Raw genomic sequence first — 16,349 nt, forward strand, 5'->3', positions numbered from 1 at the left:
TTCTGTTATTTTTTTATGATATCGAAATAGGCGGTATATACAGAGCGATATTGGATATTTTTACGACTGCCTCTTAAAGTTGGTGTTAAAACTATTGTTGGTTTACCTGCTTGAGCGATACCTATATAGACCGTCCCAACTTCCTTACCTTCCATAGCATCCGGTCCTGCAACTCCTGTAAAAGATACACCAAAGTCCGATTGATATAGGTTTCGTACATTCTCTGCCATTTCAGTGGCTGTTTCAGCGCTTACCATACCAAAGGCTTCAAGGGTTTGTTGTTGTACCTTTAATATATTCGCCTTAGCTGCTTTTGTATATGTCACTGCTGATCCCTGTAAAACCTTTGAAGCACCAGGTACGTCAACCACCTTTTTAGCAGCAAGACCACCTGTAAAACTCTCAGCAAAGGCTATCGTTTGCTGACGTTCAGTTAGTTTTTTCACCAAGACTTCGTTGATACCTAGATTTTCACCTTCTCCAACATAGTAGTCACTAAGTCTATGATTAATCGTTTTTGCAAGTGAGGCCAGCATAGGATTCGTTTCAGCTTCATTTTTACCGACAGCTGTCAATCGGACTGTCACCATAAAATTACCGAAATAGATAGCTACAGACGGATTGCCCTGAGTCATAATTAAGTCATCAATGGTATCTGCTAATTGTGATTCACCAATACCAAAATAATGCAGATATTTTGAGCTAAGTACCAAGTCATTTTGATATTGATCTATTAGATAGTCTGTTACATAATGGTTAAACATGTACTTCATTTCGGACGGTGGTCCAGGTAGTAATATATATGTATGATGATTGTGTTCAATAGCAGTACCTAAGGCTTGTCCCACATCATTTGGGAATGTGTGGCCATTTTCAAAAGTGAGACCCATAGCCAAGTTATTTTCTGTCATTACTCTACCCTTAAAACTTTCTTTAATTGATTCCATCCCTACTTCATTATGAATTAATGGTTGCGCCAGATATTCCGATATCGTTTGTTTAGTTAAGTCATCTCGTGTAGGTCCCAAGCCACCCGTATAGATAATAATATCGGCCCTTTGTTCAGCTTGCGCAGTAACTTTTTTAAGTCTTTCTGGGTTGTCACCAATAACCGTTTGTACATAATGGTCAAATCCTAATTCATTTAATTTTCTTGCAAGAAATTGAGCATTGGTATTGGCTATTTGCCCCATCAATAATTCAGTTCCAACAGCAATAATTTCTACTTTCATTCTATTCCCACCTATTAGATTATACGTTTTATTTATGCGAAAGCGCATAGTCAGCCCTATATATTATAGAATAAAAAAGAGCTAGGTAAAAACCTGAGCCCTTAAATGATTATTATAATCCATCGGAAAAGACCGAAATATTCTTAATAAAGTAGTCTACGCCTGAATAGATCGTAAAGATTAGCGCCAGATACAACAGAATTTGTCCTATTGAAAATGGCAAAAATCCTAATGGGAAATCTCCAATTAGCAAGAAGATGATTGACAGCATCTGCGTAAAAGTTTTCAACTTTCCAGCACCTCCCGCTGCCATGACTGTCCCTTTTTCAACTAGTAATAAACGTAAACCTGTTACCGCAAGCTCTCGCATGATAATAATAGACACTAACCAAGCTGGGGCTAAATCAATCCCCACTAAAGAGATAAAAGCTGTAGCAACAAGCATTTTGTCAGCTAATGGATCGGCAAATTTCCCGAAATTAGTCACTAAGTTATCACGTCGTGCTATGTAACCATCTAACCAATCGGTAAATGAGGCTACTGCAAAAATTACTGCTGCGACTACATACTGCCAATGCCATTGACTACCTAACACTTGAATACCATTTCCACTTGCTGGAATAGATATAAAAATCATAAAAATGGGAATCATGAAGATTCGAATGATGGTTAATTTATTTGGTAAATTCAAATAATCCCTCCTAGTTGACCGTCAGCTATATTGTTTATAGTATAGCATTTTTTTACCCTATAAAATATGTGGATTACACTATTCCATTGTTTCGTCCGCGTTTTCCTGGAAAATATTTACAGTTCGTGGCTTAGAGCCTTCTTGTGGACCAACAATTCCTCGCTGTTCCATATCATCCACTAAACGTGCTGCACGGTTATAGCCAATTCTAAATTGACGCTGTAACATTGAGATTGATACAGTTTCACGGGCTTTAACAAATTCCAATACCGTATCCCACATGTCATCCAAATCTTCGCCCGGTGCTGATTCTTTTGTTTCAGTTGGCATCATTGATTCGACATAATTAGGTTCCTGTTGCTCTTTGACATAGGTAACCACATGCTCTACTTCATCATCAGTGATAAATGCACCTTGGACACGAATAGGTTTTGATTCACCCATTGGAAGATATAACATGTCTCCGCGCCCTAATAATTTTTCAGCACCATTTTGGTCGATAATTGTTCTTGAATCTGTCCCTGATGATACTGCAAAAGCAATACGCGATGGCACATTCGCTTTAATAATTCCTGTGATTACATCAACAGACGGTCTTTGAGTCGCTAGAATCATGTGAATACCAGCTGCACGCGCCATTTGAGCTAAACGAGTAATTGCCGCTTCTACTTCTTTGGAAGCTACCATCATTAGGTCAGCTAACTCATCCACTATTACAACAATATAAGGTAATGATGGATGTGCTGTCCCTTCATTAAGATTCTCTTCATGAATGAAGTCGTTGTAACCATCAATATTCCGTTGTCCTGAAGCTGCAAACAATTCATATCGACGTTCCATTTCTTGTACGACTTTTTGTAAAGCTTGCGCTGCTTTTCGTGGGTTCGTGACAACTGGTGTCAACAAATGAGGGATTCCATTATAGATCGATAATTCAACTTTTTTAGGATCAATCATCATTAATTTAACTTCATTTGGCTTAGCTTTCATCAAAATAGATACGATAATGCCATTAATTGCAACTGATTTACCAGATCCAGTAGATCCCGCAACTAATAGATGGGGCATTTTAGTCAAGTCTGCTGACCGGATGTTTCCGGAAATATCTTTTCCTAAAGGAACTTCTAAGACTTTCCCGGATTGTAATTGATGTTCAAATGAATCACGGAATGAGACTAAAGATACATCCTGATTTGGTACTTCGATTCCAATAAAGGATTTTCCTGGGATTGGGGCTTCAATACGGATATCTTTGGCAGCTAAAGCTAAAGCAATATCATCTGCTAATCCAACAATCTTACTAACTTTCACACCAATAGCAGGTTGGATTTCATATTTGGTAACTGCTGGTCCTAAATTTGCTTTAGTCACTTTAGCATCTACATTAAAGCTTTTAAATGTCGCTTCCAATTTACGGACATTCTCTTTAATGACTGAATATTCACCACTTTGATCAGTAGCCTTAACGGGTTTCAATAAGTTTGCTGGTGGCAACTTATATTCAGGATTCTCTGGCTCTGCAGCCATATCCATCACAATTTCTTTACCATCATCTGGCTCATCAGCTAATTCGTTAGCTTTATCACTCACTGATTCATCAACTTGCTTTGCCACCTGCTCATCCTGTTGGAATTCATCAGCATGTGTACCAATCTCTAATGTTGTTTGTTCGATTTCACTTGTCTGAGCAGTTTTACTAGCATTTGGTCCAACAATCACAACATCTTCATCTTGTTCTTCGACTTGCTTAGGTTTGATAAAGTTGCTGTTTTTATGAACAATCGAATCTGCCCCACTCTGTTTATCTTTTTTAGAAGCTTTATTAGATGCCCCTTTTCGTTTAGTTTGTTCAGCTTTATACTTTTCTCTTTCTTCACGATAACTTGAGATTTGTTGTTTAGAGGCTTCCCAAAATTCGCTTAGCCAGTTAAACACAACATTTATAATCGATTGAATACCTTCAACTAAGTCAAACCAAGTAATACTGAATAAATAACATAGTAGGACCATTAAGGCAATGCCTACAAAAATATAGGTACCTAATTGACTGACTGTATAGAACGTAAAGGTATATAATAATCCGCCTAAAAGTCCGCCACCCAATGGTTGACCAGCACCTTCAGCAGTAAAATTAGCGATTACACGCTGCCAAGTTACTTCTAAAACTGTAGTATCACTTGATAAAGCAATCGCCAGATAGTTCCAAGCATGCATTAATATAGCTAAAATTGGAATGGCCCAAATAAATGTATTCATCACCCTTCCTAACGCTAATGGCCCATGCCCTGTAACAAGAACCCATCCCATGAATATAATTTCTAAGATAAATACTGGAACGGCTAATCCACCAACAAAAAATGCCATTAGATCCATAAATAATCGTCCTAAGGCACCTAGTTCTAACACACCAATAATTGCAAAAAATAGAGAAATACCTGAAAATAATTGCATGCGGAATAACGCTTGTTGTTTTTTAGTTCGTCTTTTCTTTTTCCTTGCCACACTATCCCTCCTCTTCTAGTTTATTTTGCTCGCTGTGATTTGATCGCAAACCTTCTAAAATCTGCGTTAACTCATCCACTCGTTCGCTTGTTAAGGCTTGTTGGTTTTCATACAGTACTAAACTATGATAAATCTGCTCATCATTAGCACATGGTTCACACCAGGCTGTTTCACCCGGTTGCCAAAAAGCCAACATACCTTCCACCCTACTACACGATTTCGGGAATAAATTTTGCAATTTCAATGATTTATTTTGAAAAATAACAGCAGCTGTTACTAAGTCATCAGTTGTTTCAACTGCTACCACTTGCTCGTACCAATCATCTTCAAACCACCAGGGTTCATCAAAACTTTCTATTTGATATACTTGGAAACTCATCTTTTTCACTCTCCAATCAGCACCCTATTATATCAAACTTATGGTCAGTTTTCATCTTGCCGCAGTTCTACTAACTATTTACAAATAAGCATTTAGACGGATGTATTATTGCACTGAAATCTAGTATAATTAAAAGAACATAATGAAAGAAGGGATATTCATGAAAACAAGTCGAATTATTGTAACTGGTCGTGTGCAAGGTGTAGGCTTTCGCTATTTTACGGAAAGAATCGCCAAACGGATGAAGTTAGCTGGAACGGTTGAAAATAAAAATGACGGGTCTGTCGAAATTGTTGTCCAAGCTGACGATACTACATTGCGTGCTTTTGTTGAAGAGGTCAAAGAAATGCCTGAAAATCCTTCTGCGCAAGTAAGTGATATCCAAATTGTCGAAACCTTTGAAAGTGAAGATATGGTGAAATTTCGTACCATTTATTGAAATAGCTTCGCAAATTAGCTACAATAATAACGTTAATCAAGACAGCAAATACAAGTTTCAAATAACTATATAAAATTAAAGGACGTGAAGTTTTGTCAAGCCGTTTAAAGAATAAACGCCTATCACTCATCATATTAGTAATGTCGCTCGTGGTATTTTTGGGTGGTTGCGCTAATCCAAATAAACCAGATGGTCTAATGTATCGTTTAACAGTTGGACCCATTAGTCAACTTATCGAGTGGATTGCCTCACAGTTTGCTGGTAACTATGGAATTGCTATTATTATTATTACCATTGCTATACGAATTATCTTATTGCCGCTTACCTTAAACCAACTAAAAAGCTCAACGCGTCAACAAATTAAGATGCAGGCTTTCCAACCTTATCTTAAAGAAATTCAAGAACGTCAAAAAAATGCTACAACCCAAGAAGAGAAGTTAGCTTTAGCGACTGAACAACAAGAATTCATGCGCGAAAATAATGTTTCTATGCTTGGTGGTATGGGATGTTTACCTTTATTGCTACAATTACCAATTATCTCTGGTTTATACACTGCTATTCGCGTGAGTGAGCCTATTGCAAATTCTGAATTCTTTGGTATTTCTCTCGGTGAATCCCATATGGTTTTAGCTATTATCACTATTGTGATGTATCTTCTTCAATCATTTATCACCCTCCAAGGTGTACCCGAAGAACAAAAAGCACAAATGCGTTCTACCTTGTTCATGACACCTATAATGATGGGATTCATTGTATTTACCACACCAGCCGGATTAACCTTATACTTCCTAGCAGGTGCCATTTGGTCAATCGTACAATCACTATATACAACTTTCTACTATAGACCAAAAATTCAAGCAGAAGTTGATAAGGAAATGGCTGAAAATCCAATCAAGGTGAAGAAATCCTCTAATGGCCGTAAAGATGTTACCAACTCAGTAGTGAATGAAGATACAAACAAATCTTTAACAACTCACAAAAATAAAGCAAATCGTAATGCTGGTAAGCAACGAAAATAAATTAAGATAACAAAAAAAGCCTTCTAATTCGGTTTCACTGCACCGGTTAGAAGGCATTTCTTATGTAATTTTTAACGATTTTGAGGGATCAAATTGTAAATATTCACTTACACGCTATTCGCCATAAAAATGTTTGGAAGCAATAGCTGTTCCTTCTACTAAAGCTTCTAATTTAGCCCATGCAATTTGTTCGTGTAGTCGACCACCTAAACCACAGTCAGTAGAAGCAACCACATTTTCAGGACCCACAATTTCACCAAAACGAATTAAACGTTCAGCGATCAATTCCGGATGCTCAACAACATTAGTTGAGTGAGATACTAAACCAGGTATAATATATTGACCTTCTTTTAAGCGTCCTGCTTTTTCCCATACTTTCCATTCATGTGCATGGCGTGGACTAGATGCTTCAAAAGTGAATCCTGCAGCATTTACTTGTAAACATTGGTCAACAATATACTCTAATGGAATATCTGTTGTATGTGGCCCATGCCATGATCCCCAGCAAATATGTAAACGGACTAAATCTGGATCAATCCCTCTTAAAGCACGGTTGATGGCATCAATACGTAGTTGCAACCATCTTTGAAAGTCTTCTACTGAAGGTTCTGGATTGATTTGATCCCAAGCTTCAGCCAAGTCTGGTGCATCCAATTGAACGATAAATCCTGCATCTGTAATAGCCTTATATTCTTCATGTAAAGCATCTGCTAGATCATTCAACAACGCTTCTTCATCGCCATCATAATAATTGTCCTGTAATCGTGCTGCTGACCCTGGTGATATAGCTGCAATAAATCCTTTATCTATATTATTTTCTCTTAAAGCTGCTTTTAAGTAATCAACATCACGCTTTACCTGATCTTGACCAATATAAGTTACCTTATCACTGAATACCGGATTTCCAACTGCTTTTCGCTTACCTAAAACGCCTGAATCGGGATCTTCATAGGCTTCTCTAAACTTCTCTCGATCACGACGATCTGGAAAAGATGTCAACTTAATGTTTCCTGGCGTTGAACGAATCTTCTCTGGATTTGCCCATCGGTCTTGGTCAGTCATCTCTAAACCACCTAAACGGTAGAATGAATAGTTCCACCAAGCGCCAAAGTCAACTGGACCTGATGTAATATGTCCGTATTCTCCATCATTTAGGATATCAATACCCAAAGCTTTCTGTTTAGCTACTACCTCATTCACCGACTCTTGGATAATTTGGTTATATTCTTCTTCTGAAATTTCATTTTTAGCACGACGTTCATTTGCCTCTAATAATGCTTTTGGTCTTGGTAGAGAACCAACATGAGTCGTTAATATTTTCTTATTCGTCATAGGAAAACCTCCATCTTGTTTAGATAAATTGTAACATAATTACAAAGCTATTATACCCGGATAAAAGTACAGAAAACCTATCAAGGTTGATAAGAAAATTTTGAACACAATAATCAACTTAGAACCAAATATTGTATAGCCCTTTCTTACAATAAATTGCTATACACAAAAACAGGTTGGGAAAATCCCAACCTGTTCTTATCTCGGATGAATATACTATTTGTTAATAGCGATTATTTAATGTATTTTGACTCTAAGCCTTCAGCTTCTAAGAACTCTCTGAATGGTACTAAGTTTTCAGCTTCGTAACGTTCTTTGTAAGCTTTAATTTCGTCTTCGCTGTATAGTTTTGAATCTAATTTCAATGTTTCTACAGGAATTGGACGATCTTGAGTAATCTTACAGTCAATAACTACCGTGTGGCCTTCTTTGTTAGCTTTCACAGCTTCAGCCATTACACGATCAATGTCTTCAATACGATTTACAGTAAATCCTTTAGCACCTTGTGCTTCAGCAATTTTAGCATAGTCTACATCAGTAAAGTCTACACCGAATAAGTTTTTGTTTGTATCTTCATATTTGTTTTTAATGAAGGCATATTCAGTATTAGAGAATACTACGTTGATTACAGGCATGTTGTAGCGAACGTTTGTTACTACATCTGGATAAGTCATTGAGAATGCACCATCACCGATGATATTCCAAACTTGACGATCTGGATAAGTGTTTTTAGCACCTAAACCACCAGGAATAGCAATACCCATTGTAGCGAATAAAGGAGAAGTTCTCCACATATTCTTAGGTGTCATGTGTAAATGACGGATAGATGTTTGTGTTGAGTTACCAACATCGATTGAGTAAATTGCATCTTCATCAGCGTGGTTATTAATTGCGTTGTACACTTGGTAGAATTGCAAGTCACCTTCTTGCTTAGTTTCTAACTTGTTGATGTATTCACGCCAGTTAGCGATGTTCTTCAAGTTAGCTGTCCACCATGCAGACTCTTCAACAGCATCAACTTTGTTTAAGATTTCGTCAATTGCTAAACCAGCATCTCCTAAGATAGCCACATCAGCGTGGTTACGTTTACCTAACATAGCTGGGTCAATATCGATTTGGATGAAGTTTTCAACGTTACGGAAAGTGCCTTCAACCTCTGCGAATGGGAAGTTAGAACCTGCAAATAATACTGTATCTGCTTCTAGGATAGTTTCGTTAGCTGGTTTCCAACCTACACGGTAAGTAGAACCTGTTAACGCTTCGAAATCCCACTCGAAAGTTTCAAAGTTTTTACCAGTAGTAATAACAGGCGCTTTGATTTTACGCGCTAATTCTTGAACTGCAGGACCATGACCCATAGTACCAATACCAGCGTAAATGACTGGACGTTTAGCCTTGTTTAATAATTCAACTGCTGCGTCAATATCTGCTGTTGCCGGAGCAATTGGTTCATATTTACGTAAGCTGTTAGCAGATGAGTACCATTGGTCATTGTCAATTTCAACTTTAGCGAAATCACCAGGAACTTCTAATACTGCTACACCACGTTTTGCAATCGCCATACGTGCAGCTTCGTCAACTAATTTTGGTAATTGTTCAGCATATGCTACACGACGGTTGTAAATTGCAATGTGGTCGTACATTGGGTTTTGGTTTAATTCTTGGAATGCATCCATGTTTAATTCACGTTGTGGACGAGATCCTAAGATTGCTACTACAGGGATATTATCCATTGCTGCATCGTATAAACCATTGATTAAGTGAGACGCACCTGGACCACCAGAACCAACAGTAACACCTAGGTTACCACCGAATTTGCTTTGCATTACTGCAGCCATAGCACCTACTTCTTCGTGTTTCACTTGTAGGAATTTAACGTTATTTTCTTCTTCACCCATTGCGTCCATCAATGAGCTTAGAGTACCTGAAGGAATACCATAAACAGTATCTGCTCCCCAAGATTCTAAGATCTTCATAACTGCTAAACCGATGCTAATTTTATTATCTGACATTTAGATTACCCTCCATTTGATTTAAAAATATCACAATTGAAATCATAGCACTTAAAACAGTTGAATCCAATGAATTGTTCTAAATATTCATTGTGATGTCACTAATTTACCAAAAATAGGCCGTTTTTAGTACAATATTGTTTTTACTATACAAAAAATGATACAAGGCGATAAGTTGTACTAGTACAGTTTGATAACCCAAAACCCTTGTTAATCAAGCACTTTTAAAAAGCAACCATTATTATCATTATTACACATCGTTACTGTTATAAAATATAGAGATTATTTACTCATTTTTATCATTTATCTTATTAAAAATGCTCACATTAGAAAGTTAGTGAAGAATATCTTAAATATAATCTATCGCTCTAAAAGACTACTGATCGCGATTTTTAGAGGCTATGCAACATCATTCGGAATTTCTTTTAGCTATTTTGTTGGTACCCCACCAACAAATGAATAATCTGCTACATCTTTGGTCACAGCCCCTTTCTTCTATACATTAAAATAAGGAAGATGAGACAACAGTCGTTTAGAATTGACTTACTAGACCAAATGTCTTCAATAATGAAATGTTATTGGAGACATTTGGGAGATGTCGGACAATACTGACTTTTGAAACCTGATTATGAACGTTCTTTTATAGTAAAGGGAGGCTGAGATATTTTTATCTCAGCCTCCTGTCATGGTTTATTAAATTAAATGATTATCCTCATCAGTTGCTGCTTCCTCTAGCAATAGATCAATTCTTTCACGATCAGCTGCAGAAATTTCATCTAAAGTATTTAAAATTGGGAAGCGTACATGGAAAATAGAGCCATGCCCTAGCTCACTCTCTACAAATATAGACCCTTTATATCCTTTAATTAATTCCTTAGCAATAGATAATCCTAAACCATTCCCACCACGCTCGCGTGATCTTGCTTTATCTACTCGATAGAATCGATTAAAAATACGATTTTGATCCTCCTGAGACATCCCTTCTCCAAAGTCTTGTATAGCGATTTCAATATAATCTACAGCATTTGTCGCGACTGAGATATGGATTTCTTGGCGATCTGTTGAATATTTTACCGCATTATCCAATAAGATAATCAGTATTTGCTCAAGGTGGCTACGGTAGATTTGAATTTCGTAATTACGTCGCAAGTCATTTTCCAAGAAGAATTGAAAGTCTGGGTATAAGACTTTGAAATTTTGGTATACTTGATTAATCACTTCGTTAATTAATGTTGTCTTATCATAGTATTGCGTATCTACTTGACCAGCACGTGATAGGTCTAACATCTCCTGAACCAGTACTTTCATACGTTCCAGTTCATTTACAGATGCCGATAACGACTCTTCTAGTATTTCTGGATCATCCTTACCCCAACGATTTAACATATTTAAATGTCCTTCAATAATCGCTACAGGTGTACGCAATTCATGCGATACATCTTCAACAAAGTGGATTTGTTGGTCTATATACTCACTCGTTTGATCTAACATTTGGTTGATGCTTTCAGAAATTTCAGTAATTTCACCACGATATTCTGAAACATTTAAACGACGATCAGCAATATTATCTGCGGTAATATTCTTCAAAAATCGTTTCATTTTTTGAATTGGCTGAATAAATACATAAGCTACACTAAAACCAACCACAATCGCGATGAATAAATTAATCCCTACAATCATAATTAATTCAGTACGTTTATTTGAAAGTTGATCGCGTACTTGTTGGTATTCAAATGTAGCAAAATAATAACCAATTTGGTCTGATCCATCATAAAGTAATTGATATGTTAAGAAATCACCTGTTTCATCAGACCGTGTTCTACCCATTGTTCTACTTGTTGAATAATTGTCGACTGTATTACCTGAGTTATATATTAAATTACCATTTTCATTATAAACTTGAATCTTTACACCATGTTCGTTTAGATAGTCCTCTAGAGAAATATTTTCAATGGCCATCCTTGATTGGAATGATTCACGGACTTCTGAAGCAGGGCGTGTCGCTAATGAATTTAAATAAGTTTGTAAGTATGTATCTATTTGTGTAACTTCAGTAATATAATCTTGCTCTAATGATTGTTGTTCTTGAATGTTTGATGTGATGGGGCTCACACTCAAGGCCAACCAAAACAAGCTAGATAAAACTAAGCCCCATTTCCAAATTAATGAAAATGGGTGCTGTAGTTTTGTTTTAAAATCACTTAAAACGTTATCAAACATTATTCTGGCGTCCTCATTACATAACCTGTGCCACGTACAGTTTGAATGTAACCTGGTTGACCATCAACGTCAATTTTATTTCGTAAGTAACGAATATAAACATCAACGACGTTGGTTTCAACTTCAGTTGTATAGCCCCATACTTTGTTTAATAGTTCAGTACGAGGTAAGACGACATTAACATTCTCCATTAACATCACCAATAACTCATACTCACGTTTTGTTAAATCAATTATTTCTTCCCCGCGACGTACGATACGGTTCTCTTTTTCAACAGAAAGGTCTCGGAAAGTAATTTTTGTTTGTTTTCTGTGTTGTTGTTCTTCTTCGATATCAATACGACGAAGTAACGCACGAATACGTGCTAACAATTCTTCAATCGCAAATGGTTTCACGATATAGTCATCCGCACCATGGTCAAAACCTGATACACGGTCAATCACTGAATCTCTTGCTGTCATAATAATAATTGGAACATCTGAAGTTGGACGTAAACGACGACATACTTCAATACCATTAATCTCTGGCAACATTAAATCTAGTAAGATTAAATCCCAGTCGCCTTCTTGTGCCTTTTCAAGTCCAATACGACCATCTTTAGCAAGTTCTGTTTCATAGCCCTCATGTTTAAGTTCTAATTCCACAAAACGTGCTAAATTCTTTTCATCTTCAACGATTAAGATACGTTTTGCTTTTTCTTCACTCATAATTTCACCCTATTTCCTGCACAAATTCATGGGCAAACCCAAAATTAAGCATCAATTTGTTCTTCTTTATCCCATAATAAGTGGTAAGAACCTTCAGCATCAACACGCTCATAGGTATGTGCTCCAAAATAATCACGTTGCGCTTGAATAATATTTGCTGGCAAAGTTTCTGAACGGTAGCTATCATAGTATGATAGTGCTGATGTAAATCCAGGAACTGGAATTCCTGATTTAATTGCTTCAGCTGCTACTTCACGAGTTGCTTGTTGGTAATCTTTTGCGATATCCATGAAGTATTCGTCTAGTAAAATATTTTCTAAGTCAGCATTATTTTCGTAAGCATCCATAATTTTCTCTAGGAAACCTGCTCGTATAATACATCCAGCACGGAAAATTGCTGCGATTTCCTTATAGTTCAAGTTCCAATCATATTCCTCTGACGCTGTACGGTATTGGTAGAAACCTTGAGCGTAAGACATAATTTTAGAGAAGTATAGCGCTTTACGGATTTTTTCAACGAAGTCTTCCTTGCTACCTTCAAATGTTGTGTTTTCTGGACCAGCTAATACTTTAGAAGCACGTACACGTTGGTCTTTCAATGCTGAAATGTAACGCGCGTAAACTGACTCAGTAATTGTTTGTAATGGCACACCAACATCAAGTGCAGATTGAGAAGTCCATTTACCTGTACCTTTATTACCAGCTCGATCTAAGATCACATCAACCATTGGTTTACCTGTTTTTGGATCATGTTTAGTTAAAATATCTGCAGTAATTTCAATTAGGAAACTGTCCAATTCACCAGTATTCCACTCTGCAAAATAATCAGCAATTTCTGTCACAGGTAAGTCTAAATGACGACGTAATAAATCATATGTTTCAGCGATTAATTGCATATCACCATATTCGATACCATTGTGAACCATTTTTACATAATGACCAGCGCCATTAGGACCAATGTAAGTTACACATGGCTCGCCATCACTAGGTGCTTTAGCAGCGATTTGCTTCAAGATTGGTTCCACAATATCATATGCTTCTTTAGGGCCTCCTGGCATTAAGCTAGGTCCTTTAAGAGCACCCTCTTCACCACCAGAAACACCCATACCAATGAAGTGGATACCAGAACCGTCAATTTCATTAGAACGACGAATGGTATCTTGGAAGAATGTATTTCCTCCGTCAATAATCACATCATCTTTGTCTAATAATGGCATCAATTGACTGATTGTTGCATCTGTTGCTTTACCTGCTTGTACCATTAATAAGATACGACGAGGTTTTTCTAATGAGTTCACAAACGCTTCCATAGTCTCAGCAAAAACTAAGTTTTTATCTGGATTTTCATCAACAACAGCTTTTGCTTTGCTAGTAGTACGGTTAAATACAGCAACCGTATAGCCACGGCTTTCAATATTCAATGCTAAGTTCTTGCCCATTACGGCCATTCCGACAACACCAATATGTGCTTCAGTCATTTATTTTCCTCCTTAAGGTAACAACTTGATGATAAAACCTTCTCATATAGTATCAAATAATCTCATAATTTAAAAGTATCTCATCATAATCATAGTAAATTTCACGCTTATTTTTAGCGATTATTCATAATTCATCTCTCATTATACCACTATCTTGAAAAAAAACATTGATAGGATACCAGAAGAAAGGCGTATATTTTTGTGTTATAATAATTGAGAATAAAAATGAGGAGTTTTAATATGCGTAAAGGTCAAAAGAAACATCAACCAGAAAAACGTGGCTTCGATAAAATGTACGATAAAAAAGATAAGAAAACGGGTAAAATCTTTACTTGGATAATGTTAATCCTTCTGTTATCATCAGTCGTTTTATCTTTAGGCTTTGCACTATATAGCTACTTTGGTTTATAAATCATTTGAATAAAAATAAAGGGTCTACAACATAGCATCGTAGACCCTTTTTATTTATTATGATCATTTCACTAGTGATAATTGTAACCGACTAAGATATGATTCTTTTTATGCTAAACCGTCAACTGCTTGAATAGCACTTTCATAGTCAGGTTCGTTTGTTACCTCGTTTACAATTTCTTTATAAACAACTTTACCTTCACTATCAATAACGAACATTGCCCGTGCTAACTTGCCTAATTCTGGTAAGAAAATACCGTAGTCTTTACCGAATGCTGCTGCATCGTTTAACATACGCATGTCTGAATCATTTTCAGCTTTCCAGTTAGATAAAGATTCGTCAGTATTCATAGATATTGTTGCAACTTCTACGCCCTCACCAGCTTGTTTAGCATAGTCGCTGATGCGATTTGATTGGATAGAACATACAGATGAGTCAATATCTGGTACAACGGATAATAAAAGTACTTTGCCAGCAAAGTCTGCTTTACTTACTTTGCCACCATTTACTTCATTCACCTCAAAATCAGGTGCCACTTGGTTTACTTCTACCGGAGTACCTTCTAATTCTACAACTTCGCCTTTAAATGTAACAGTTGCCATAATGTTAATTCCTCCTTTGATTGATTAGCTTCAGTCTATCAATAGTATAACAATAACTTTAATAAGAACTCAATTCAAAAGGGTTAGCTCTTACATTATAATAAGTCACTGAAGGCTTCCGAATCTTCCTTGCTGCGTGAACCAGGCATAATTTTCTCTCCCATAGCTCCTTCAACAGCCCGTTGTACCAAACCTTCGATATCTAATTTCGCTTCGTAGTAGGCAATATCATCTAATTTTGGCTTGGTTTTAGGTGATGGTGGTGCAAAGACAGTACAGCAGTCTTCAAATGGTTGAATAGATAAATCAAAGGTATCGATTTTTTGTGAAATATCAATGATTTCTAGCTTATCCATAGATACAACCGGACGAATCACGGGTGTGCTCGTCACCTCATTGATAGCAAACATTGATTCTAATGTTTGTGACGCCACTTGGCCAATCGATTCACCGTTTATAATCGCTAAGCCATTGTATTGTTTACGCAATTCATCTGAAATCCGCATCATCATCCGGCGGGTAATGGTCATTAAATAAGCTGGGTTCACATGCTCTTTAATGGCTTCCTGGGTTTCCGTAAATGGTACTTCTACAAAATTGATCCAACCGCCAAATTTAGTTAATTTTTCAGTTAAATCTTTAGCTTTATTTAGAGCTTGTGGACTTGTATAGGGAGGTGAAGCAAAGTGGACGGCTGTAATTCTAATACCACGTTTCATAGCTAAATAACCAGCAACCGGTGAATCAATGCCGCCAGAAAGCATCAAAACAGCATTCGCTGATGTCCCTACTGGTAATCCGCCTGCTCCATTAATCCACTCAGATGAAACCAAGAAATCATTTTCGCGTACCTTTACTCGAATAGTTAAATCAGGTTTCTTCATTTGGACTTTTAATTCAGGAAATTCTTCTGCTAAAAAACCACCTAATGCTTGATTCACATCGTTTGTATCCATTGAATAATTGTGGTCTGAACGAGAGGTCGCCACTTTAAAAGATTGCACGCCATTTTTAGCGATTTCTGCTTTCACTAATTTTATGGCAGCTTCTTTTAATAAATCAAAATCACGCGCTAATTCAATAGCTGGTGAAAAACTTTGTATACCAAAGACTTTCTCCAAACCAGATAAAACTTCTTCCTGAGGCGCACCATTTAACTCCATGAACATAAAGTCATGTTGTTGATTGATCTTAATGTCTGGATACTCACTTAAAGCTTCACGGATATTCTTCGCTAGCGTCGACACAAAATTTCGCTTGTTTTTCCCTTTAGTTGATAATTCACCATAGCGAATCATGATTAATTCTTTCATACTACCTCCTA

14 protein-coding genes are annotated in these 16,349 nt (G+C 36.8%); 3 read left to right on the forward strand and 11 right to left on the reverse strand.

All coding sequences use genetic code 11. The annotated features are described in order from the left end of the window. Window positions 1–5: 5 nt before the first annotated feature. The 4 genes from CJ191_RS03080 to CJ191_RS03095 all read right to left on the reverse strand — a co-directional run bounded on the left by CJ191_RS03080 (window position 6) and on the right by CJ191_RS03095 (window position 4,804). The gene (locus CJ191_RS03080; RefSeq protein ID WP_257994111.1) at window positions 6–1,232 is read right to left on the reverse strand and encodes a competence/damage-inducible protein A; all 1,227 of its coding nucleotides are present in this window, start codon (window positions 1,230–1,232) and stop codon (window positions 6–8) included. Window positions 1,233–1,344: 112 nt separating this feature from the next. After that, complete coding sequence (gene pgsA / locus CJ191_RS03085; RefSeq protein WP_070467931.1) at window positions 1,345–1,923, reverse strand: CDP-diacylglycerol--glycerol-3-phosphate 3-phosphatidyltransferase; 579 nt, start codon at window positions 1,921–1,923, stop codon at window positions 1,345–1,347. 78 nt (window positions 1,924–2,001) lie between these two features. Continuing rightward, window positions 2,002–4,425, reverse strand: a complete 2,424-nt coding sequence (locus CJ191_RS03090) for a DNA translocase FtsK (RefSeq protein WP_180960925.1) — start codon at window positions 4,423–4,425, stop codon at window positions 2,002–2,004. Between the two features lies 1 nt (window position 4,426). Continuing rightward, the gene (locus CJ191_RS03095) at window positions 4,427–4,804 is read right to left on the reverse strand and encodes a DUF1033 family protein (protein ID WP_102198970.1); all 378 of its coding nucleotides are present in this window, start codon (window positions 4,802–4,804) and stop codon (window positions 4,427–4,429) included. A 160-nt stretch (window positions 4,805–4,964) separates the two neighbouring features. Between CJ191_RS03095 and CJ191_RS03100 the strand changes: the two genes are divergently transcribed. Then, the gene (locus CJ191_RS03100) at window positions 4,965–5,243 is read left to right on the forward strand and encodes an acylphosphatase (RefSeq protein ID WP_180960926.1); all 279 of its coding nucleotides are present in this window, start codon (window positions 4,965–4,967) and stop codon (window positions 5,241–5,243) included. A gap of 92 nt (window positions 5,244–5,335) precedes the next feature. Then, window positions 5,336–6,262, forward strand: coding sequence for a membrane protein insertase YidC (yidC, locus tag CJ191_RS03105; protein WP_070467934.1), 927 nt, complete (start codon window positions 5,336–5,338; stop codon window positions 6,260–6,262). A 114-nt stretch (window positions 6,263–6,376) separates the two neighbouring features. Here yidC and CJ191_RS03110 read toward each other — a convergent pair whose 3' ends face one another. The 5 genes from CJ191_RS03110 to gndA form a co-directional block, all read right to left on the reverse strand. Then, the gene (locus CJ191_RS03110) at window positions 6,377–7,594 is read right to left on the reverse strand and encodes a cobalamin-independent methionine synthase II family protein (RefSeq protein WP_102198972.1); all 1,218 of its coding nucleotides are present in this window, start codon (window positions 7,592–7,594) and stop codon (window positions 6,377–6,379) included. A 233-nt stretch (window positions 7,595–7,827) separates the two neighbouring features. Beyond that, a complete protein-coding gene (gene spxB / locus CJ191_RS03115; protein WP_070467936.1) occupies window positions 7,828–9,606 on the reverse strand; it encodes a pyruvate oxidase in 1,779 nt (592 codons plus the stop codon). A gap of 693 nt (window positions 9,607–10,299) precedes the next feature. Next, complete coding sequence (locus CJ191_RS03120; protein WP_070467937.1) at window positions 10,300–11,826, reverse strand: sensor histidine kinase; 1,527 nt, start codon at window positions 11,824–11,826, stop codon at window positions 10,300–10,302. Beyond that, window positions 11,826–12,533, reverse strand: coding sequence for a response regulator transcription factor (locus tag CJ191_RS03125; protein WP_070467938.1), 708 nt, complete (start codon window positions 12,531–12,533; stop codon window positions 11,826–11,828). Before CJ191_RS03125 ends, CJ191_RS03120 begins: the two co-directional genes overlap by 1 nt. Window positions 12,534–12,577: 44 nt before the next feature. Further along, complete coding sequence (gene gndA / locus CJ191_RS03130; RefSeq protein ID WP_102198973.1) at window positions 12,578–14,011, reverse strand: NADP-dependent phosphogluconate dehydrogenase; 1,434 nt, start codon at window positions 14,009–14,011, stop codon at window positions 12,578–12,580. A 240-nt stretch (window positions 14,012–14,251) separates the two neighbouring features. Between gndA and CJ191_RS03135 the strand changes: the two genes are divergently transcribed. Further along, window positions 14,252–14,422, forward strand: a complete 171-nt coding sequence (locus CJ191_RS03135) for a MerR family transcriptional regulator (RefSeq protein WP_083272757.1) — start codon at window positions 14,252–14,254, stop codon at window positions 14,420–14,422. 108 nt (window positions 14,423–14,530) lie between these two features. Here CJ191_RS03135 and CJ191_RS03140 read toward each other — a convergent pair whose 3' ends face one another. Both CJ191_RS03140 and thiI read right to left on the reverse strand, forming a co-directional pair. After that, window positions 14,531–15,025, reverse strand: coding sequence for a thiol peroxidase (locus tag CJ191_RS03140; protein ID WP_070467941.1), 495 nt, complete (start codon window positions 15,023–15,025; stop codon window positions 14,531–14,533). A 95-nt stretch (window positions 15,026–15,120) separates the two neighbouring features. Beyond that, a complete protein-coding gene (gene thiI / locus CJ191_RS03145; RefSeq protein WP_070467942.1) occupies window positions 15,121–16,338 on the reverse strand; it encodes a tRNA uracil 4-sulfurtransferase ThiI in 1,218 nt (405 codons plus the stop codon). Between the last annotated feature and the right edge of the window lie 11 nt (window positions 16,339–16,349).

The organism is Aerococcus viridans, assembly GCF_002871935.1.
Taxonomy (GTDB): Bacteria; Bacillota; Bacilli; order Lactobacillales; family Aerococcaceae; genus Aerococcus; species Aerococcus viridans_B.

Excerpts from the sequence above, each read along its gene's own strand:
- gndA (WP_102198973.1), bottom strand. The coding sequence starts at position 14,011 with ATGACTGAAGCACATATTGGTGTTGTCGGAATGGCCGTAATGGGCAAG.
- CJ191_RS03095 (WP_102198970.1), bottom strand. The coding sequence starts at position 4,804 with ATGAGTTTCCAAGTATATCAAATAGAAAGTTTTGATGAACCCTGGTGG.
- CJ191_RS03080 (WP_257994111.1), bottom strand. The coding sequence starts at position 1,232 with ATGAAAGTAGAAATTATTGCTGTTGGAACTGAATTATTGATGGGGCAA.
- CJ191_RS03125 (WP_070467938.1), bottom strand. The coding sequence starts at position 12,533 with ATGAGTGAAGAAAAAGCAAAACGTATCTTAATCGTTGAAGATGAAAAG.
- CJ191_RS03110 (WP_102198972.1), bottom strand. The coding sequence starts at position 7,594 with ATGACGAATAAGAAAATATTAACGACTCATGTTGGTTCTCTACCAAGA.
- spxB (WP_070467936.1), bottom strand. The coding sequence starts at position 9,606 with ATGTCAGATAATAAAATTAGCATCGGTTTAGCAGTTATGAAGATCTTA.
- CJ191_RS03100 (WP_180960926.1), top strand. The coding sequence starts at position 4,965 with ATGAAAACAAGTCGAATTATTGTAACTGGTCGTGTGCAAGGTGTAGGC.
- CJ191_RS03140 (WP_070467941.1), bottom strand. The coding sequence starts at position 15,025 with ATGGCAACTGTTACATTTAAAGGCGAAGTTGTAGAATTAGAAGGTACT.
- CJ191_RS03135 (WP_083272757.1), top strand. The coding sequence starts at position 14,252 with ATGCGTAAAGGTCAAAAGAAACATCAACCAGAAAAACGTGGCTTCGAT.
- thiI (WP_070467942.1), bottom strand. The coding sequence starts at position 16,338 with ATGAAAGAATTAATCATGATTCGCTATGGTGAATTATCAACTAAAGGG.
- CJ191_RS03120 (WP_070467937.1), bottom strand. The coding sequence starts at position 11,826 with ATGTTTGATAACGTTTTAAGTGATTTTAAAACAAAACTACAGCACCCA.